General features: G+C 47.7%; 32 protein-coding genes. 31 read left to right on the top strand and 1 reads right to left on the bottom strand.

Going from position 1 to position 16,947, the window contains the following annotated elements:
• Nucleotides 1-25: 25 nt before the first annotated feature.
• Together AC07KQ_RS12090 and ahpC are read left to right on the top strand one after the other, a co-directional pair.
• Entirely contained in the window at nt 26-1,060 is a 1,035-nt protein-coding gene (locus tag AC07KQ_RS12090) for a helix-turn-helix transcriptional regulator (RefSeq protein ID WP_003591912.1), read from the top strand.
• Between the two features lie 280 nt (nt 1,061-1,340).
• Complete coding sequence (ahpC, locus tag AC07KQ_RS12085; protein ID WP_003567571.1) at nt 1,341-1,904, top strand: alkyl hydroperoxide reductase subunit C; 564 nt, start codon at nt 1,341-1,343, stop codon at nt 1,902-1,904.
• A gap of 144 nt (nt 1,905-2,048) precedes the next feature.
• On the opposite strand, the gene psiE is transcribed toward ahpC, so the two are convergent.
• A complete protein-coding gene (gene psiE, locus AC07KQ_RS12080; protein WP_003567569.1) occupies nt 2,049-2,486 on the bottom strand; it encodes a phosphate-starvation-inducible protein PsiE in 438 nt (145 codons plus the stop codon).
• A gap of 324 nt (nt 2,487-2,810) precedes the next feature.
• Between psiE and rpsJ the strand changes: the two genes are divergently transcribed.
• The 29 genes from rpsJ to rplQ all read left to right on the top strand — a co-directional run bounded on the left by rpsJ (nt 2,811) and on the right by rplQ (nt 16,813).
• Nucleotides 2,811-3,119 carry a 30S ribosomal protein S10 gene (gene rpsJ / locus AC07KQ_RS12075; RefSeq protein WP_003567567.1) on the top strand — a complete coding sequence of 103 codons (309 nt, stop codon included), beginning with the start codon at nt 2,811-2,813 and terminating at the stop codon, nt 3,117-3,119.
• 25 nt (nt 3,120-3,144) lie between these two features.
• Nucleotides 3,145-3,777, top strand: coding sequence for a 50S ribosomal protein L3 (gene rplC, locus AC07KQ_RS12070; RefSeq protein WP_003567566.1), 633 nt, complete (start codon nt 3,145-3,147; stop codon nt 3,775-3,777).
• A 22-nt stretch (nt 3,778-3,799) separates the two neighbouring features.
• The gene (gene rplD / locus AC07KQ_RS12065; protein ID WP_003567564.1) at nt 3,800-4,423 is read left to right on the top strand and encodes a 50S ribosomal protein L4; all 624 of its coding nucleotides are present in this window, start codon (nt 3,800-3,802) and stop codon (nt 4,421-4,423) included.
• Nucleotides 4,423-4,725: a 50S ribosomal protein L23 gene (gene rplW, locus AC07KQ_RS12060; protein ID WP_480156567.1), complete on the top strand. Its 303-nt coding sequence runs from the start codon at nt 4,423-4,425 to the stop codon at nt 4,723-4,725. The genes rplD and rplW overlap by 1 nt, the downstream gene beginning before the upstream one ends.
• 28 nt (nt 4,726-4,753) lie before the next feature.
• The gene (gene rplB, locus AC07KQ_RS12055; protein ID WP_003567560.1) at nt 4,754-5,590 is read left to right on the top strand and encodes a 50S ribosomal protein L2; all 837 of its coding nucleotides are present in this window, start codon (nt 4,754-4,756) and stop codon (nt 5,588-5,590) included.
• Nucleotides 5,591-5,629: 39 nt separating this feature from the next.
• Nucleotides 5,630-5,911: a 30S ribosomal protein S19 gene (rpsS, locus tag AC07KQ_RS12050; RefSeq protein WP_003567557.1), complete on the top strand. Its 282-nt coding sequence runs from the start codon at nt 5,630-5,632 to the stop codon at nt 5,909-5,911.
• A 17-nt stretch (nt 5,912-5,928) separates the two neighbouring features.
• Nucleotides 5,929-6,282 carry a 50S ribosomal protein L22 gene (gene rplV, locus AC07KQ_RS12045; protein ID WP_003567555.1) on the top strand — a complete coding sequence of 118 codons (354 nt, stop codon included), beginning with the start codon at nt 5,929-5,931 and terminating at the stop codon, nt 6,280-6,282.
• A 13-nt stretch (nt 6,283-6,295) separates the two neighbouring features.
• On the top strand, nt 6,296-6,958 hold the full coding sequence (gene rpsC / locus AC07KQ_RS12040; protein WP_003571453.1) for a 30S ribosomal protein S3: 663 nt from the start codon (nt 6,296-6,298) through the stop codon (nt 6,956-6,958).
• Nucleotides 6,959-6,961: 3 nt separating this feature from the next.
• A complete protein-coding gene (gene rplP / locus AC07KQ_RS12035) occupies nt 6,962-7,396 on the top strand; it encodes a 50S ribosomal protein L16 (protein WP_003567551.1) in 435 nt (144 codons plus the stop codon).
• Entirely contained in the window at nt 7,386-7,580 is a 195-nt protein-coding gene (rpmC, locus tag AC07KQ_RS12030) for a 50S ribosomal protein L29 (RefSeq protein WP_003567550.1), read from the top strand. Before rplP ends, rpmC begins: the two co-directional genes overlap by 11 nt.
• A 20-nt stretch (nt 7,581-7,600) precedes the next feature.
• Nucleotides 7,601-7,864 (top strand): 30S ribosomal protein S17, encoded by a 264-nt coding sequence (gene rpsQ, locus AC07KQ_RS12025; RefSeq protein WP_003567548.1) that lies wholly within the window; start codon nt 7,601-7,603, stop codon nt 7,862-7,864.
• Nucleotides 7,865-7,895: 31 nt separating this feature from the next.
• Entirely contained in the window at nt 7,896-8,264 is a 369-nt protein-coding gene (rplN, locus tag AC07KQ_RS12020) for a 50S ribosomal protein L14 (protein ID WP_003567546.1), read from the top strand.
• Nucleotides 8,265-8,293: 29 nt separating this feature from the next.
• Nucleotides 8,294-8,605, top strand: a complete 312-nt coding sequence (rplX, locus tag AC07KQ_RS12015; protein WP_003567544.1) for a 50S ribosomal protein L24 — start codon at nt 8,294-8,296, stop codon at nt 8,603-8,605.
• 24 nt (nt 8,606-8,629) lie between these two features.
• On the top strand, nt 8,630-9,172 hold the full coding sequence (gene rplE, locus AC07KQ_RS12010; RefSeq protein WP_003567542.1) for a 50S ribosomal protein L5: 543 nt from the start codon (nt 8,630-8,632) through the stop codon (nt 9,170-9,172).
• 14 nt (nt 9,173-9,186) lie between these two features.
• Nucleotides 9,187-9,372 (top strand): type Z 30S ribosomal protein S14, encoded by a 186-nt coding sequence (locus tag AC07KQ_RS12005; RefSeq protein WP_003567540.1) that lies wholly within the window; start codon nt 9,187-9,189, stop codon nt 9,370-9,372.
• 25 nt (nt 9,373-9,397) lie between these two features.
• The gene (rpsH, locus tag AC07KQ_RS12000; RefSeq protein ID WP_003567538.1) at nt 9,398-9,796 is read left to right on the top strand and encodes a 30S ribosomal protein S8; all 399 of its coding nucleotides are present in this window, start codon (nt 9,398-9,400) and stop codon (nt 9,794-9,796) included.
• A gap of 30 nt (nt 9,797-9,826) precedes the next feature.
• Entirely contained in the window at nt 9,827-10,357 is a 531-nt protein-coding gene (gene rplF / locus AC07KQ_RS11995; protein ID WP_003567536.1) for a 50S ribosomal protein L6, read from the top strand.
• Nucleotides 10,358-10,394: 37 nt separating this feature from the next.
• Nucleotides 10,395-10,754, top strand: coding sequence for a 50S ribosomal protein L18 (rplR, locus tag AC07KQ_RS11990; protein ID WP_003567533.1), 360 nt, complete (start codon nt 10,395-10,397; stop codon nt 10,752-10,754).
• Nucleotides 10,755-10,776: 22 nt separating this feature from the next.
• Nucleotides 10,777-11,280 carry a 30S ribosomal protein S5 gene (rpsE, locus tag AC07KQ_RS11985; protein WP_003567531.1) on the top strand — a complete coding sequence of 168 codons (504 nt, stop codon included), beginning with the start codon at nt 10,777-10,779 and terminating at the stop codon, nt 11,278-11,280.
• Between the two features lie 11 nt (nt 11,281-11,291).
• The gene (gene rpmD, locus AC07KQ_RS11980; RefSeq protein WP_003567529.1) at nt 11,292-11,477 is read left to right on the top strand and encodes a 50S ribosomal protein L30; all 186 of its coding nucleotides are present in this window, start codon (nt 11,292-11,294) and stop codon (nt 11,475-11,477) included.
• A 33-nt stretch (nt 11,478-11,510) separates the two neighbouring features.
• Complete coding sequence (rplO, locus tag AC07KQ_RS11975) at nt 11,511-11,951, top strand: 50S ribosomal protein L15 (protein WP_003567527.1); 441 nt, start codon at nt 11,511-11,513, stop codon at nt 11,949-11,951.
• Nucleotides 11,951-13,276, top strand: coding sequence for a preprotein translocase subunit SecY (gene secY / locus AC07KQ_RS11970; protein ID WP_003567525.1), 1,326 nt, complete (start codon nt 11,951-11,953; stop codon nt 13,274-13,276). Before rplO ends, secY begins: the two co-directional genes overlap by 1 nt.
• 147 nt (nt 13,277-13,423) lie before the next feature.
• Complete coding sequence (locus AC07KQ_RS11965) at nt 13,424-14,080, top strand: adenylate kinase (RefSeq protein WP_003567523.1); 657 nt, start codon at nt 13,424-13,426, stop codon at nt 14,078-14,080.
• A 143-nt stretch (nt 14,081-14,223) separates the two neighbouring features.
• On the top strand, nt 14,224-14,442 hold the full coding sequence (gene infA / locus AC07KQ_RS11960; RefSeq protein WP_003567521.1) for a translation initiation factor IF-1: 219 nt from the start codon (nt 14,224-14,226) through the stop codon (nt 14,440-14,442).
• 27 nt (nt 14,443-14,469) lie between these two features.
• On the top strand, nt 14,470-14,586 hold the full coding sequence (gene rpmJ / locus AC07KQ_RS11955; protein ID WP_003567518.1) for a 50S ribosomal protein L36: 117 nt from the start codon (nt 14,470-14,472) through the stop codon (nt 14,584-14,586).
• Nucleotides 14,587-14,619: 33 nt separating this feature from the next.
• The gene (rpsM, locus tag AC07KQ_RS11950; protein ID WP_003567516.1) at nt 14,620-14,985 is read left to right on the top strand and encodes a 30S ribosomal protein S13; all 366 of its coding nucleotides are present in this window, start codon (nt 14,620-14,622) and stop codon (nt 14,983-14,985) included.
• A 20-nt stretch (nt 14,986-15,005) separates the two neighbouring features.
• Nucleotides 15,006-15,395: a 30S ribosomal protein S11 gene (rpsK, locus tag AC07KQ_RS11945; RefSeq protein ID WP_003567514.1), complete on the top strand. Its 390-nt coding sequence runs from the start codon at nt 15,006-15,008 to the stop codon at nt 15,393-15,395.
• Nucleotides 15,396-15,469: 74 nt separating this feature from the next.
• Complete coding sequence (locus AC07KQ_RS11940) at nt 15,470-16,408, top strand: DNA-directed RNA polymerase subunit alpha (RefSeq protein WP_003567511.1); 939 nt, start codon at nt 15,470-15,472, stop codon at nt 16,406-16,408.
• 21 nt (nt 16,409-16,429) lie between these two features.
• The gene (rplQ, locus tag AC07KQ_RS11935; protein ID WP_003567509.1) at nt 16,430-16,813 is read left to right on the top strand and encodes a 50S ribosomal protein L17; all 384 of its coding nucleotides are present in this window, start codon (nt 16,430-16,432) and stop codon (nt 16,811-16,813) included.
• Nucleotides 16,814-16,947 lie beyond the last annotated feature (134 nt).

Raw genomic sequence — 16,947 nt, 5'->3', positions numbered from 1 at the left:
TATAAGCGTTAGGGGGCGAAGCAGCGTGTCGAGTCAGGAGCGTATTACGACCATTTTATTGCGCTTGCTGCGAGGCGATCAACTCAATAAGCAAGCGCTCATGACAGAATTCAATAAGGATGAATCATCGATTCGCCGTGATATTAGCGTCATCAAACGTGCCTTTGACGATGTGTTCAGTGAACCGGCGCCATTTATTGCTGCAAGTTCTGGGGATTATCGACTCAAGCCAGACCTGCACGCCGCTGGCCGCAGTCTGGACGACGGGCAACTGTTGGCGATTGCCTTGATACTGACGGCTAGCCGTGGCTTGTCGTCCGTAGAAATGAAGCAACTAATGGCACAATTATTACCAGCCGGACCCGAGCACAAAGGATTGGATCGGCTTACCAAAAATCCAGTTTTTGAGTATCGTGGTGTCCCCAAAATATCGTTGACTAATCGGTTGGCCCGATTGAGCCAAGCTATCGTTAATCACGAACTGATCAGCTTTGATCACGTGTATCACGGCGAAATGCGGCACTTTGACCGGCGACTGCCAACCGGCTTGTTTTTTGGCGATCTCTTCTTCTATCTTATTGTCGATGGCAGCGATGAACAGGCGGATGATGATCCAGACGAGGGCAAATTCGTCCGATTTCGGCTCGACTATATGCGCAATATTACCTATCATCGTCAGCAGCCGACCCATGATCATGATGAGCGATTCCGCGGGGGACGCTTACAGAATCACACGTGGTATCCGTATCTAGGCAAACCGATCAATTTGGAAATTCTCTACAGTTATGATCCGCAGTTTGTCCTTGATCGCTTTCCCGAGGCCATTGTTGATTGGAAAAATGTCCGTGATCGTCCGTTTATTAAGAATCCATACGCAAGAAAGGTTTATCACATTACGATTCCGGTTAACGATGGTTTTGGCGTCCGGATGTGGCTCCAAGGGCAAGGGGATCTCGTAAAAGTCCTGGCTCCCAAACATATTCGTGATTATGTGGTTTGGGTCTTGCGTAAAAGTTTGAAGAATTATCAAAACGAAGATGATACTGGCAAGTATTTATAGCAGTTGTGCAGCCGGGTTTGCGAATGAATGCAGACTCGGTTTTTTGCTGAGGGCGAACCAACCCGATTTCTGGGAAGGCAAGCGCATGATGACGGCGTGATGTGAACACATATTCTCGTATGCCTTATTATATGAGATCGGCATCATTAAACAGGTAAAGGTGGCCAAAGTTGACTGCCGACAAAAAGGCAGAATTTTTTTGGCAATGCTTGATAATTGCATAAGGAAAAGGTACGGTGAATATGTAAATAATAATCATTCTAAAAATGGAGGTAATATCATGAGCTATATTGGCCAACATTTACCGGCGTTTAAGTTGAACGCCTATCAACATGGCGATTTCCATGAAGTCAGTGATACTGATCTTAAGGGCAAGTGGGCAGTGATTTGTTTCTACCCTGCCGATTTTTCTTTCGTTTGCCCGACAGAACTTGGCGACTTGCAAGATCACTATGAGCGGTTCCAAGCTGTTGGAGCTGAAGTCTATTCTGCTTCTGAGGATACCGAGTTTGTACATATGGCATGGGCCGAGGCGAGTCCCACCATTAAGAAGATTCAATACCCAATGCTTGCCGATCCTGCAGGTAAACTGGCAACGGCGTTGGATGTTCGTGACGAAGCTAGCGGTCAAGCCTTCCGTGGGACTTTTATCATTGATCCCGATGGTGTGATTCAGGCCTATGCCGTCAATAACTTTGGTATTGGCCGTAATGCCGATGAGATTCTACGGACTTTGCAAGCGGCACAATTCGTTGCTGCTCACGGCGATCAGGTTTGCCCAGCTAACTGGCAACCGGGCGCTAAGACACTGACACCAGGGGCAGACTTGGTTGGCAAGATTTAAAACGGTGCTTTGATCAGCTAACAGTGAATATATCAGCGCTTGGCTAATCAGCGACGCACGCAAAAAAGGAACCGCAATGATTTTCGCTGCGGTTCCTTTTTTGCGTGTATAAACTAATATAGAAGAAACGAGAAAAAAACAAAGTTAAAAGTGTTGGTCAATATCAACGTTTTTACCATCCTGCGACTGTTTGAAATCGCCACTGACAAACGAAAACACCGTGAGTACACCGGCTAATACCAAAATGGCCAAGGTTAAAAGCAGGGTTTCAGTCCCGCGGTCATGCAGCACGAGCAGTTGGCGTAAGATGGCGGTCATTGAAATTAAAATAAGGTAGCGGATAGGAATGTGATGACCTTCCTCAATGTAGCGAACCAGCATGATCACAAATTCAAAGAGCATGAAGAAGCTGGTAACTTCCTGAATGACTTTGCCAAACAAAGCAGTCGAAAGTGGTTGAAGGATCAGACTACCGATATCGAGAATGTAGCGTAGCATAAAAATTACCACGACAATGGCTAAAAAACCGAGTAGAATATCTAAAGTTGAGTTGACGAGCTTTTTGTAATGGTCAAATTTCATCAACTGCCTCCCTTCTTTCTATGGTTATTCAAAAGTTAAGGCTTTAATTTGAATTTAGCACAAGCAGCTGTTCAAAGGAATAAGTTTGCTTCTGACATATTTTTTGTAAACCGAAAGAAAACCTTGTAATGGCGGGGGAGATTTTGTATACTATCAAGAGTGCTGTTTCTCAAAGGGGACAACTATGCACTTGGTTCCAAAGGTGAACCAGAGTAGCGCGGATGTGAGAGGTTGCGACACGCCCGGCCGCTTTGCCACGGCAGCGTGTTGGTAATTTTCACGGAGCTAGTCTACTAACTGATAATAGACGAAGGAGGTCACACAATGGCAAAACAAAAGATTCGGATCCGGCTTAAGGCTTATGAACACCGGATTCTCGATCAATCCGCAGACAAGATCGTGGAAACTGCAAAGCGCACAGGCGCAACAATTTCAGGCCCGATCCCTCTGCCAACGGAACGTACACTTTACACGGTTCTACGTTCCCCGCATAAGTACAAGGATTCACGTGAACAATTCGAAATGCGGACGCATAAACGTCTGATCGATATTGTTAACCCAACACCGAAGACAGTTGATGCTTTGATGAAGCTCGACTTGCCAAGCGGCGTCGATATCGAAATTAAATTATAATTCTTAGAAAATAGGAGGTGTACCCATGGCACGTAAAGGAATCTTAGGCAAAAAAGTTGGCATGACGCAGGTCTTCACCGATAACGGCGAACTCGTACCCGTTACTGTTGTCGACGTAACTCCAAACGTTGTAATGCAGGTCAAGACCGTTGAATCTGACGGTTACGAAGCAGTACAGCTGGGCTACGGCGATATGCGTGAAGTCTTGACGAATAAGCCAAGTGTCGGTCACGCCAAAAAGGCAGACACGACCCCTAAGCGCTTCGTTCGCGAAATCCGCGATGTAGCGCTTAGTGATTATGAAATCGGCAGTGAAGTTAAGGCTGACGAATTCGCAGCAGGCGACATTGTGGACGTCACTGGTACTTCCAAGGGTCACGGTTATCAAGGTAACATTAAGAAGGATGGCCAATCCCGCGGTCCTATGGCGCACGGTTCTCGTTACCATCGTCGTCCAGGTTCACTTGGGGCCATCATTAACAAGGTCTTCAAGGGCAAGAAATTACCTGGTCGGATGGGTAACCACACCCGCACCATGCAAAACCTGCAAGTCGTTGCCGCTGACACAGAGCACAATGTTCTGCTGATCAAAGGTAATGTCCCAGGGGCAAACAAGTCCTTTGTTACGATCCGTTCTGCTGTTAAAGCAGCTAAATAATACGAAGGGAGGACAATAACTAATGGCTAACGTTACTTTATATAAGCAAGATGGCTCAGAAAACGGCAAAGTTGAACTCAACGATGCCATCTGGGCAGTCGAACCAAATGAAAACGTCGTGTTTGACGCAGTCGTGATGCAGCGCGCTTCCCTTCGTCAAGGTACTCACGCCGTTAAAAACCGTTCTGCTGTTTCTGGCGGCGGTCGCAAGCCTTGGCGCCAAAAGGGTACTGGTCGTGCCCGCCAAGGTTCAATCCGCAGCCCGCAATGGCGTGGCGGTGGGATCGTCTTCGGACCGACCCCACGCAGCTATGCATACAAGCTGCCAAAGAAGGTTCGTCGTTTGGCAATCAAATCCGTACTTTCACAGAAGGTTCTCGATAGCGACTTGGTCGTTGTTGACGGTTTGAACTTCGATGCACCTAAGACAAAAGCTTTTGCAACTGTCTTGGATGGCTTGAAGGTTAGCGACAAGGCACTGGTTGTGTTGGAAGACGGCAATGAAGTTGCTGCCAAAGCCGCACGTAACCTGCCGAACGTGAAAGTTGTTCCTGCAGAGGGTATCAACGTTTTGGACGTTGTTGACTACAAGAAATTAATCTTGACCCAATCTGCGCTCCAAAAGATTGAGGAGGTGCTTGCATAATGGAAGCACGCGATATCATTTTACGTCCGATCGTCACCGAGCAATCGATGGCTGAAATGGATAACCGTAAATACACATTCGAAGTTGCACTGCATGCAACCAAGCCGCAAGTTCGCAAGGCTGTTGAAGAAATCTTCGGTGTGAAGGTTGTCAACGTCAACATCGCGAACGTTGGCGGTAAGAAGAAGCGTCAAGGCCGTTACGAAGGCATGACGCGTCGTCGTCGCAAGGCATTGATTGCCTTGAGCGCCGATTCCAAAGAAATCAAGATCTTCGCTGACGAAGATAACGATAAAAAGTAACAAAAATCCGTTATAGGAGGTAAAACACGTGGCGATTATTAAGTACAAACCAACAAGCAACGGCCGGCGCAACATGTCCGGGTCTGATTTTGCTGAAATCACCAAGACAAAGCCTGAAAAGACTTTGCTGGTCAGCCAAAGTCATACTGCAGGACGTAATGCCCATGGTCACATCACCGTGCGTCATCGTGGCGGCGGTCACAAGCAATTCTACCGTGTGATCGACTTCAAACGTAATAAGGATGGCATGGCTGCAACAGTTAAAGCAATCGAATACGATCCAAATCGGACCGCAAACATTGCACTGCTGCATTATGAAGATGGGGTTAAGTCTTACATCTTGGCACCTAAGGGTCTCAAGGTTGGCGACAAGGTTTATTCTGGTGAAGATGTCGATATCAAAGTCGGCAACTCATTGCAATTGAAGAATATTCCAGCCGGGACAACTATCCATAACATCGAACTGAAGCCAGGTAAGGGCGCGCAATTAGCACGTTCAGCTGGTGTTTCGGCCCAATTGTTGGGTAAAGATAATGATAAGTACGTTACCATTAAGTTAGCTTCAGGCGAAGTTCGTCTGATTTTGGCTGAAAACCGTGCCACAATTGGTGCCGTTGGTAACGAGCAACATGAGCTGATCAGTATTGGTAAAGCTGGCCGCAAGCGCTGGTTGGGCTTCCGTCCGACAGTTCGTGGGTCAGTTATGAACCCTAACGATCACCCGCATGGTGGTGGTGAAGGTAAAGCACCAATCGGCCATCCATCTCCAATGTCACCATGGGGCAAGAAGACCTTGGGTAAGAAGACCCGGGATCACAAGGCTAAGTCTGAGAAATTCATCGTTCGTCACCGCAGAGCGAAGTAAACACATTGAAGTGTTACATCGATTAAAGGAGGTCACAAAATGGGTCGCAGTCTTAAAAAAGGACCTTTTGCCGACGCTCATCTCCTGAAGAAGATTGAAGCGCAGGCAGATAACGACAAGAAGACCGTTATTCGTACATGGTCCCGTCGTTCCACCATTTTTCCAAGTTTCATTGGCTACACCATCGCCGTATATGATGGTCGTAAGCATGTCCCAGTTTTCGTGAGTGAAGACATGGTTGGTCACAAGTTGGGCGAATTCGTTCCTACGCGTACCTTCCGCGGTCATAACACCGACGACAAGAAGACAACAGCACGCTAGAAAGGAGCACAACATTCATGGCTGATCAAATTACGTCTGCAACGGCAACGGCCAAGACAGTTCGGATTGCTGCTCGCAAAGCGCGCCTGGTAATCGACTTGATTCGCGGTCGCGATGTTGCTGAAGCATTGGCAATCTTAGAATTCACCCCTCGATCCGGTTCACCGATCATCGAGAAGGTACTCAAGTCTGCCATCGCTAATGCAGAACATAACTATGACTTAGATGCACAAAACCTTTATGTAAGCAAGGCTTACGTCAACGAAGGCCCGACCCTCAAGCGGTTCCGTCCTCGTGCCAAGGGGAGCGCATCACCAATCAACAAACGGACAAGCCACGTTACCGTGGTTGTATCCGAAAAAGAAGCATAAGGAGGGATAACGCGTGGGTCAAAAGATTAATCCAACCGGTTTCCGTGTCGGTGTCATCCGTGACTGGGATGCCAAATGGTATGCAGACAAAGACTTTGCAGCCTTTCTGCATGAAGACATTGAAATCCGAAACTTCATTAACAAGAAGCTGCAAGATGCTTCCGTATCACGTATCGAAATCGAACGTGCCGCAAAGCGCGTCAACATTTCCATTCATACTGCTAAGCCGGGTATGGTTATCGGTAAAGGCGGTTCTGAAGTTGAAAACTTGCGTAAGCAGCTGAACAAGCTGACTGGCCGCCAAGTTCACATCAACATCGTGGAAATTAAGAAACCTGATCTGGATGCCAAGCTTGTTGGCGAAAACATCGCCCGTCAGCTTGAACAACGGATCGCTTTCCGTCGTGCAATGCGTCAAGCAATGCAACGGACCATGCGAGCAGGTGCCAAGGGAATCAAAACCCAAGCTTCCGGTCGTTTGAATGGTGCGGATATTGCACGTCGCGAACATTACAATGAAGGCTTAGTACCATTGCATACCTTGCGTGCCGATATCGACTACGCATGGGAAGAAGCCGCAACAACTTATGGCCGTATCGGGATCAAAACCTGGATCAATCGTGGTGAGATTTTACCTGAAAAGCCAAAGCAAAATAGTGTGAAAGGAGGGAAATAATCAATGTTAGTACCTAAGCGTGTAAAGCATCGTCGCGAATTCCGTGGGAAGATGCGCGGTGCAGCTAAAGGCGGCCGTAACGTCGACTTCGGTGAATATGGTTTGGAAGCATTGGAATCCCACTGGATCACCAACCGTCAGATCGAAGCTGCTCGTGTCGCAATGACCCGTTATATGAAGCGTGGTGGGAAAGTATGGATCCGCATTTTCCCTCATAAGTCCTACACCAGTAAAGGTGTTGGCGTCCGGATGGGTAATGGTAAAGGTGCACCAACTGGATGGGTTGCTGTCGTTAAACGTGAAAAGATCATGTTTGAAGTCGGTGGCGTTTCCGAAGCAGTCGCAAAGGAAGCTTTGCGTTTGGCATCCAACAAACTCCCGATCCGTACCAAGATCGTTTCACGCGAGGAAGTAGGTGGGCAATCAAATGAAGGCTAAAGAAATTACTGCATTAACCACTGCTGAGATGCTCGACAAAGAGAAGCAATATAAAGAAGAGCTGTTCAACTTGCGCTTCCAACAGGCGACTGGCCAATTGGAAAACACCGCTCGCTTGAGTCAGGTTCGGAAAAACATTGCACGGATCAAAACGGTCCTTCGGCAACAGGCACTCAATAAATAATCGGAAAGGAGACATTTACCTTGGCAGAACGTAATTCTCGTAAGGTTTATCAAGGCCGCGTGGTCTCAGATAAAATGGACAAGACGATCACCGTGGAAGTCAGCACGGTCAAGATGCACCCTGTTTACGGCAAGCGTATGAAGTACTCCAAGAAGTATTACGTGCATGATGAAGACAATACCGCTAAAACTGGCGATATCGTGCGGATCGCAGAAACACGTCCTTTATCACGCAATAAGCGTTTCCGTTTATTGAACATTGTCGAAAAGGCAGTTATCATCTAATCAATTTTTCGGATGAAAGGAGGACCATTCCGTGATACAACAAGAAAGTCGCCTTAAAGTGGCGGATAATTCCGGCGCGCGCGAAATCCTGGTGATTAAAGTACTTGGCGGTTCATACCGTAAGACTGGTAACATCGGTGATGTCGTTGTCGCAACTGTAAAACAAGCAACACCAGGTGGCGTTGTCAAGAAGGCTGACGTTGTCAAGGCTGTCATTGTACGGACCAAGTCTGGCGCCCGTCGCGCTGACGGTTCTTACATCAAGTTCGATGAGAACGCAGCAGTTATCATTAACGCCGACAAGAGCCCTCGTGGGACTCGTATCTTTGGACCTGTGGCACGTGAACTGCGTGACGGCGATTTCATGAAGATCGTCTCCTTAGCGCCCGAAGTACTTTAATCATTCTGACCAAATAGGAGGTGCGATACATGAAGTTCAAAACTGGTGACAAAGTGCGGGTCATGCGCGGCAAAGATGCCGGCAAAGAAGGCCAGATCACTAAAGTCTTGAAGGACGCTGATAAAGTTGTCGTTGAAGGCATTAACATGATCAAGAAGCACCAAAAGCCTAACAATGCTAATCCGCAAGGCGGTATTATCGATAAGGAAGCGCCTATTCACGTGTCCAATGTGATGCTTCTTGATCCAGATACCAATAAGCCGACACGGATCGGTTCTGAAGTTAAAGATGGCAACAAAGTGCGGATTGCTAAGAAGTCTGGCACCGCAATCGATAAATAATAGGGAAGGAGGACAAACTTTTTCATGGAGAATCGTCTTGAAGAACGTTATAGCAAAGAAATCGCTCCTGCATTGGTAAGCAAGTTTAACTACAAGAGCACCATGCAGGCACCGAAGATCGAAAAGATCGTTTTGAACATGGGTGTTGGTGATGCGACTCAGAACGCCAAATTGCTGGATGAAGCAGTTGACGAACTGACCCTGATCTCTGGTCAACATCCACTGATCACCAAGGCTAAGAAGAGTATCGCTGGCTTCCGTCTGCGTGAAGGCATGCCAATCGGCGCAAAGGTTACCCTGCGCGGCGAACGCATGTATGATTTCTTGGATAAGCTGATCAATGTCTCCCTGCCGCGTGTGCGTGACTTCCATGGTATTTCCCCCAAGTCCTTCGATGGTCGCGGGAACTATACCTTGGGTGTTAAAGAACAACTGATCTTCCCAGAAATCGATTACGATAAGGTTAATCGTGTTCGTGGGTTGGATGTTGTCATCGTTACAACGGCAAATACTGATGAAGAAGCTCTCGAATTGCTGACGCAAGTCGGGATGCCATTCGCCAAATAAGGGAGGTCCGCTACTTGGCTAAGAAGTCAATGATCGCTAAGAACAATCGGCCTGCAAAATTTGCAGTCCAGGAATATACGCGGTGCCAACGTTGTGGCCGTCCACATTCCGTTTATCGTAAATTCAAACTCTGCCGGATTTGCCTTCGTGAGTTAGCACATGCCGGCCAAATTCCAGGCATGCGCAAAGCTAGCTGGTAATCACTAGACAAAGGAGGTTAAATCAATGGTCTTGACCGATCCAATCGCAGATTACTTGACCCGGATCCGTAACGCCAACATGGTGCGTCACGAATCCTTGGTCGTACCTGCATCTAAGATGAAAAAAGACATTTCTGAGATTCTGAAACGTGAAGGGTTCATCCGTGACTATGAAGTTATTGATGATGACAAGCAAGGCGTTATCCGCATTTTCTTGAAGTATGGTAAGAATAATGAACGGGTTATCTCTGGCTTGAAGCGGATTTCCAAACCGGGTCTGCGCTCATACGTTAAAAGTGATGCTGTTCCTAAGGTCTTAAACGGCTTAGGGATTGCTATCATCTCAACTTCCGAAGGTGTTATCACCGACAAGGAAGCTCGTGCCAAGAACGTCGGCGGCGAAGTACTCGCCTACGTTTGGTAATTCAATATATCAAAAAGGAGGTGCCGATAAGTGAGTCGTATTGGTTATAAAGTCATTAAAGTCCCAGCCGGTGTCACCATCACAAAAGATGGCGACAACATTACGGTTAAGGGCCCGAAAGGCGAATTGACCCGTCATTTTGCCCCGGAAATCGAAATGCACCAGGAAGGCGACGAGATCAACTTCACGCGTCCTGATGATTCCTACAAGGCTGTCCACGGAACAATGCGGGCCAACTTGAACAACATGGTCGTCGGGGTTACCGAAGGCTACAAGAAAGAAATGAAGTTGGTCGGTGTCGGCTATCGTGCACAAAAACAAGGCGAAAAGCTTGTTTTGAACGTTGGCTATTCCCATCCAGTTGAAATGACCGCGCCTAAGGGTGTCACTGTTGAAGTTCCAAGCACCACTCAGATCATCATCAGCGGGATCTCGAAACAGGTTGTTGGCCAGTTTGCAGCCGTTGTTCGTTCCGTCCGTGCACCTGAACCTTATAAGGGTAAAGGGATTCGTTACGTTGACGAACATGTCCGTCGTAAGGAAGGTAAGACTGGTAAGTAGTCTTAACCTTCAACAAATTTAACAAGAGGTGAACATTGTGATTTCTAAGCCAGATAAGAACAAGACTCGGCAACGGCGTCACGCCCGCGTACGAGGCAAGATTTCTGGTACGAGCGAGCGCCCACGCTTGAACATTTTCCGTTCGAATAAAAACATCTACGCACAATTAATTGATGACGTAGCGGGTGTGACGCTAGCAAGTGCCTCCACTCTTGATAAGGACATTAAAGATCCTGAAAACAAGACTGCTGCTTCTGCACAAGTTGGCGCGTTGATCGCCAAGCGTGCTGTTGCTGATGGTCATAAAGTTGTGGTCTTTGACCGTGGTGGTTATCTGTACCATGGTCGCGTTGCTGCGTTAGCTGAAGCAGCACGTGAAAATGGCCTCGAATTCTAGAAAAAAGGAGGATAACCAACACATGGCATCATTTATCGATCCAAACCAATTGGACTTAGAAGACCAAGTCGTTTCCATCAACCGTGTCACGAAAGTTGTTAAAGGTGGACGTCGTCTGCGTTTTGCTGCGATCGCGATCGTCGGTGATAAGAATGGTCACGTCGGCTTTGCAACTGGTAAGGCCCAAGAAGTTCCTGAAGCGATCCGTAAAGCTGTTGACGCGGCCAAGAAGAGCTTGATCGAAGTACCGATTGTCGGCACAACGATTCCTCATGAAGTTATCGGCCATTTTGGCGCCGGCGAAGTTTTGCTGAAGCCTGCTGAAGAAGGTTCTGGGGTTGCTGCTGGTGGCGCTATCCGTTCCGTCATGGAACTTGCCGGCATTGCTGATATTACCAGCAAGTCACTCGGCCGTAACACCCCGATCAACATGATCCGGGCAACGATGGACGGGTTGACACAACTGCGTACCCGTGAACAAGTTGCTGAATTGCGTGGCGTTTCTGCGTCATCATTAGAAGACTAGGAGGTAAACACATGGCTCAATTGAAGATTACTTTGACCCGTAGTGCTGCCCACCGTCTTCCTAAGCAACGTAAAATTGTGAAGGAATTAGGCTTAGCTCGAGTAAATAGCTCAGTGATCAAGCCTGACAACGCAGCCACTCGTGGTGCGATTTTCCAGATTTCACACTTGGTTTCCGTTGAAGAAATCAAGGATTAATAACATTATTTCGACAAGGAGGTGCCCAAGAGTATGCAATTGCACGAATTAAAGCCGAGTGTCGGCTCCCGTCATTCCCGCAAGCGTCTGGGCCGTGGTACTTCTAGCGGTCAAGGTAAGACAGCTGGTAAAGGGACAAAGGGTCAATTGGCACGTCAGGGCGGCAAAACGCGTCTTGGCTTCGAAGGTGGCCAGATGCCATTGTTCCGGCGTATGCCAAAACGCGGTTTCAACAACATTAACCGCAAAGAATATGCTGTTGTTAACCTTTCCGATCTTAACCGCTTCGACGATGGCGCCGAAGTAACCCCAGCAGCCTTGATCGATGCTGGTATCGTTAAGAACGAAAAGAACGGCGTCAAGTTGCTGGCAGACGGCAAGCTTGAGAAAAAACTGACCATTAAGGTAGCAAAGGCTTCTGCTGCAGCGAAGGCTGCTGTTGAAGCAGCTGGCGGTTCGATTGAGGTGATCTAATGCTGAGGACCCTGAAAAACGCGCTCAAGGTTAAAGACATCCGTAACAAGATCCTCTTCACTTTAGCGGTTTTATTGGTCTATCGATTAGGTACACTGATCGCAGTGCCCGGGGTCAATGCAAAGGCGCTGCAATCAATCGGTTCGACAGGCCTGATCTCACTGCTGGATACTGTCAGTGGTGGCGGACTGGCCCAGTACTCCATCTTCTCGATGGGGGTCTCACCGTACATTACGGCACAGATTGTGGTTCAGCTGCTGCAAATGGATATCGTTCCGAAGTTTGTTGAATGGAGCAAGCAAGGGGAAGTTGGTCGGCGTAAGCTGAATCAGGTGACTCGTTACTTAACCATTATCTTCGGGTTCTTTCAGGCAATCGGGATTACGGCCGGCTTTCAAACGTTAAGTTCGATGGGCTTGGTCAAAAATCCGTCTGTTAGCACCTATATCACGATCGGGATCATCTTAACCGGCGGCACCATGTTGCTGACTTGGATGGGTGAACAGATCACTGATAAAGGTCTTGGTAATGGGGTTTCCTTGCTGATCTTTTCCGGGATCATTGCTCGCTTGCCTTCTGGCCTTCAAGAGCTATACCGCGATAACGTTCAGGTATACTCTGGTGCCGAAATCTGGAAAGGGATTGCCTTCATGGCAGCCTTAGCCATTATCGTGATTCTAGTGATCACGTTTGTCACATGGGTACAGCAAGCGAATTACAAGATTCCGATTCAATATACCCGGCGTGTCACCAGCGCAGGCAGCAACAGCTACTTGCCTTTAAAGGTCAACGTGGCCGGCGTTATTCCAGTTATCTTTGCGAGTTCCTTCATCGTAACTCCGCAAACAATTCTGATGGCTTTTCAAAAGAATCATAGCGGTGATGGCTGGTATCAAGTCATGACCAACATCTTCAATATGCAAAAACCTGCCGGGACTGCGATCTACACGCTTCTAATCATTCTTTTCACGTTCTTCTATGCGTTTGTTCAGGTCAATCCCGAAAAGGTCTCTGAGAACTTAACCAAACAAGGCAGTTACATTCCAGGCGTTTGGCCAGGAAAAGAAACCGAGAATTACATCTCGCGTTTACTGATGCGGTTATCAACCGTCGGGGCATTGTTCCTTGGCTTGGTTGCATTGCTGCCACAGTTAGCTGCCAACATTTGGGGCTTGCCACAGTCAATCGGACTGGGCGGCACAAGTCTCTTGATTGTCGTCATGACAGCGATTGAATTGGTTCGTCAGTTAGACGGCTTACTCATGAAACGCGAGTATATCGGTTTCATTCGCGGAGACTTGATTAAAGGCGACAGTAAAAAATAAACGTCATTTAAACAGAACGTGAGTCAGCTTGATTAGAGTCAAATGTGTAAGCGAATCTGAGTATGATGACCGGGTTCGGTTATTGTGTTTAAGAGCGTTTATACGTCAGGTTCTAGTCTGGCGAGCGCGTTTAGAGGAGGATGCAACGTGAATCTCATTTTAATGGGACTTCCCGGTGCAGGGAAAGGTACTCAAGCAGAACGGATCGAAGACACTTATCCGATTGCACATATTTCAACCGGTGACATGTTCCGAGCTGCGATGGCTGCTGGTACCGCATTAGGTAAAGAAGCGAAAGGTTTCATTGATAAGGGTCAACTCGTACCGGACTCGGTCACGAATGGCATTGTCAAGGAACGACTCGCTGAATCTGATACCGATGCTGGTTATATGCTTGATGGCTTCCCGCGCACCATCCAACAAGCAGAGGCACTCGAAACGATTACAGCCGATCTGAAGAAACCGTTAGATGCTGTCATCAATATCGATGTTGCACCTGCAAAATTAGTCGATCGTTTGTCTGGCCGTTTTATTTGCAAGACATGCGGCGCGACTTATCACAAAATCTACAACCCGCCAAAGGTTGCCGGCACTTGTGATCGTTGCGGCGGTCATGAATTCTTCCAGCGTGAAGATGACAAACCGGCAACGGTTAAAAATCGGCTCAAGGTAAACATCGAAATGAACACACCGCTGTTGGACTTCTATGAAAAGAAGGGCCTGCTTCACACGGTTAATGGCGACCAGGACATTGATAAGGTGTTTGCCGAGATCAAAGCGATTTTGGCTGCTGTGGCAAAGTAAGTGCTTGGACGATTGCACGCCCCTCATGACTGTTTTCAAAGTCGAAGAATTATGGTACAATATCGCGGTATGCGGTGAGTGCCAATCGGCCTCACCCTTTTCGCGCGTTAATAGAACCAATAATTTTTAGGAGGAAACACTTCGTGGCAAAAGACGATGTAATTGAGATCCAAGGCACCGTGACGGATACCTTACCCAACGCGATGTTCAAAGTCAAACTTGAAAACGGCGCAGAGATCCTCGCCCATGTTTCCGGTAAAATTCGCATGCACTATATCCGGATTTTACCAGGAGATAAGGTAACGGTGGAGCTCTCCCCATATGATCTGACCAAAGGCCGAATCACTTACCGTTTCAAGTAGTTGCCAACTCAAGGAGGCTAAATTCTCATGAAAGTACGTCCATCTGTTAAAAAGATGTGCGAGCACTGCAAAGTGGTCCGTCGTAAAGGCCGGGTCATGATTATCTGCTCTGCAAACCCAAAGCATAAGCAACGTCAGGGATAATACAAACTAATTCAATAGGAGGTGTCATTGTACATGGCTCGTATCGCAGGTGTCGACTTACCACGTGGTAAGCAAATCGTCATTGCCTTAACCTATATTTATGGTGTTGGCAAGACAACCGCTCAAAAGGTCCTCAAGAATGCCGGTGTTCCGGAAAACGTTCGTCAAGATGACCTGACCCCAGAACAAGAAGACAAGATTCGTGCAGCCTTAGACTCCGTTAAGGTTGAAGGTGACCTTCGTCGTGAAGTAAACCTGAACATCAAGCGATTGATGGAAATCGGTTCATATCGCGGCATCCGTCATCGTCGTGGCTTGCCAGTTCGTGGGCAAAACACCAAAAACAATGCTCGCACCCGTAAAGGGAAGAAAGCAAGCATGGCAGGTAAGAAAAAATAATTAAAGGAGGTCATTGATCGATGGCAGGTAGAAAAACTACGCGGAAGCGCCGTGTCCGCAAGAACGTTGAATCTGGCGTGGCTCATATCCACTCAACATTCAACAACACCTTAGTAATGATCACGGACCCTCGCGGCAATGCGATCGCTTGGTCCTCTGCTGGTGCACTCGGCTTTAAAGGCAGTCGTAAGTCGACGCCTTTTGCTGCGCAGATGGCTGCTGAAGCTGCTGCAAAGGAATCAATGGAACATGGCATGAAGTCGGTTGAAGTTGCGGTTAAGGGCCCAGGTTCTGGCCGTGAAGCTGCGATCCGTTCACTTCAGGCAACTGGTCTTGAAGTTACTGCGATCCGTGATGTTACACCGGTTCCGCATAACGGTTCTCGTCCTCCAAAGCGTCGTCGTGTTTAATTGTTACCCTTCGGCCGCTTTAACGGTCAGGCAGACAAATCTTCACTTCTCGTTTTGAAAGGGGTACAAACTAGATGATCGAATTCGAAAAGCCGAACATTACCAAAGTTGACGAAAGCACCAACTATGGCAAGTTTGTGGTTGAACCGTTGGAACGCGGCTACGGTACTACTTTAGGTAACTCGTTGCGGCGGATCCTTCTTTCTTCATTGCCTGGGGCAGCTATCAGCAGCATCCAAATCGACGGGGTACTACATGAGTTCTCCACGATTGACGGTGTGCTGGAAGATGTGACCCAGATCATTTTGAATATCAAAAAATTGGCGCTCAAAATGAACACTGATGAAGACAAGAACATCGAAATTGATGTCAACGGTCCGGCTAAGGTAACTGCTGCTGATATCGTCGCTGATCCTGATGTTGAGGTCTTAAATCCTGAACAGTATATCTGTACTGTTGCAGATGGCGGGCACTTCCATGTACGTATGACCGTTAAAAAGGGTCGCGGGTATGTGGCAGCTGACCAAAACAAGTCTGATGACATGCCAATCGGTGTTTTGCCGATCGACTCGATTTTCACCCCGATCAGCCGGGTTAACTATCAAGTTGAAAGCACCCGTGTTGGCCGTCGGAATGATTTCGACAAGTTAACGCTGGATGTATGGACTAATGGCTCAATCTCACCACGAGAAGCCATCAGCTTAGCAGCGAAGATCCTGACAGAACACTTGGACATCTTCGTCAATTTGACGGATGAAGCCAAGAACGCTGAAATCATGGTTGAAAAAGAAGAGACTCACAAGGAAAAGATGCTTGAGATGACTATCGAAGAGCTTGACTTGTCCGTTCGTTCTTACAACTGCTTGAAGCGTGCTGGGATCAACACAGTTCAGGAGTTAACCAACAAAACAGAAGCCGATATGATGAAAGTACGTAATTTAGGTCGTAAGTCACTTGAAGAAGTTAAAAACAAGTTGGCAGATCTCGGCTTAGGATTGCGTAAAGAAGACTAATTTCGAAAAGGAGGCCAATCCATGAGTTACCGTAAATTAGGGCGGACCAGCTCACAACGTAAGGCATTGTTGCGTGACCTGACCACTGATCTTTTGATCAATGAACGGATCGTCACGACTGAAGCCCGCGCTAAAGAAGTTCGTTCAACTGCTGAAAAGATGATTACTTTGGGCAAACGCGGCGATTTGCACGCCCGTCGCCAAGCAGCAGCTTACGTTCGCAATGAAATCGCGAGTGTCGAGGAACAAGATGACAACAGTGTTGTTGTGAAGTCCGCTTTGCAAAAGCTGTTCAGTGACTTGGCACCAAAATACGCAGATCGCAAGGGCGGTTACACCCGCATCTTGAAGACTGCGCCACGTCGCGGTGACGGTGCACCAATGGTTATCATTGAGCTCGTCTAAACACAGTTAAAAATGGATGGCCCACGCGGTCAACCAACTTTGATCATTTGATCGATGGAGCGTTACGATGATGGCAGGCCCAGTTCCTGCTTAGTCTAGCTTGAGAGCACCGGGCAACCGGTTGTCTCCATCAT

This window comes from Lacticaseibacillus sp. YLM2-1, assembly GCF_056583465.1.
The sequence above is the reverse complement of the archived record's forward strand: the minus strand, read 5'-3'. Positions and strand labels throughout refer to the sequence as shown.